Annotated in this window: 2 protein-coding genes; both read right to left on the reverse strand. The window is 73.0% G+C overall.

The genetic code is table 11. The features are described from left to right. Positions 1-313: 313 nt before the first annotated feature. Positions 314-511 carry a hypothetical protein gene (locus CCN44_RS46610; RefSeq protein WP_223283694.1) on the reverse strand — a complete coding sequence of 66 codons (198 nt, stop codon included), beginning with the start codon at positions 509-511 and terminating at the stop codon, positions 314-316. A 136-nt stretch (positions 512-647) separates the two neighbouring features. Beyond that, a partial coding sequence (locus CCN44_RS29130; protein WP_208639860.1) for a cytochrome c oxidase subunit I occupies positions 648-1,272 on the reverse strand: 625 nt, incomplete at its 5' end.

Consider the following 1,272-nt stretch of genomic DNA (forward strand, 5'->3'; position numbering starts at 1 on the left):
GCGCCGGTCCGACGGCGCCCCGCCGGACGTACCGGCGGTCCTCGCCCGCCCCGGCGGCCGGGGCGGCCCCCTGCCCGGCCGGCCGGTCGCCGAGCGTCGCGGGGCCGAACTCCCGGGTGGGCACGAGGGGGTGCAGGAACACGGCGAGGCCCGGCAGCCGCAGCCCCTCGGCGATCGTGTGCCCGAGCGGTGCCAGGGAGGCGGACAGCAGCAGGTCATCGCTGTGCCGGGCGGCCGGCCGAGCAGCTCCTCGGCCGGCCGCCGCGCCAGGCCACCACCCGCAGCGGCTTTCCGGCGCCTGCCCCCACTCCCGCTAGGCCGCGGCGGAGACCGCCACCAGGACCACCGCCGCCAGCAGCGCGCAGCCCAGCAGGCAGCAGGCCAGCAGCCGCCCGCGCAGCGCCCGGTACCGCGCCTCGTACGCCGCCCGCAGCTCCTCCGCCCGCTCGGCCGTACGGCGCCACGAGAGCCGGGCCAGTGCCAGGTACTCGGCCTGGAACTCCCGCTCCACGTCCTCCCGTTGGCGGCCGGGAGCCGGCCCAGCCGGGAACTGAGGCGCACCGCGGCGGTACGGCCCTCCTCCCGGGCGGCGGCCAGCAGCAGATGACCCTCGATCTGCCGAACGAGGTCCCGCTCGTCATGGGCCGTCATCGCGCGGTCAGCTCCCGCTCCCGCTCCCGCGCCGCGATGTCCGGGTGGTGCAGGTCGAACGCCGGGGATTCGCTGCGGATCCGCGGCAGGGTGAGGAAGTTGTGCCGCGGCGGCGGGCAGGAGGTCGCCCACTCCAGCGAGCGGCCGTAGCCCCAGGGATCGTCGACTCGGACCGGCTCGGCGTACTTGGCCGTCTTCCACACGTTGTAGAAGAAGGGCAGCAGAGAGGCGCCGAGCAGGAACGAGAAGACCGAGGAGACCGTGTTGAGCGTGGTGAGTCCCTCGGCCGCGAGGTAGTCGGGGATCCGGCGCTGCATGCCTTCCGCGCCCAGCCAGTGCTGGACCAGGAAGGTGCCGTGGAAGCCGGTGAACAGCGTCCAGAAGGTGATCTTGCCGAGACGCTCGTCCAGCATCTTGCCGGTCCACTTCGGCCACCAGAAGTGGAAGCCGGAGAACATCGCGAAGACGACCGTGCCGAAGACCACGTAGTGGAAGTGGGCCACCACGAAGTACGAGTCCGACACATGGAAGTCGATGGGCGGGGAGGCGAGCATCACGCCGGTGAGCCCGCCGAAGACGAACGTGATGAGGAAGCCCATCACCCAGAGCATCGGCGTCTCG

Origin of the sequence: Streptomyces tricolor, assembly GCF_002155905.1 — a bacterium.
Lineage (GTDB): Bacteria > Actinomycetota > Actinomycetes > Streptomycetales > Streptomycetaceae > Streptomyces > Streptomyces tricolor.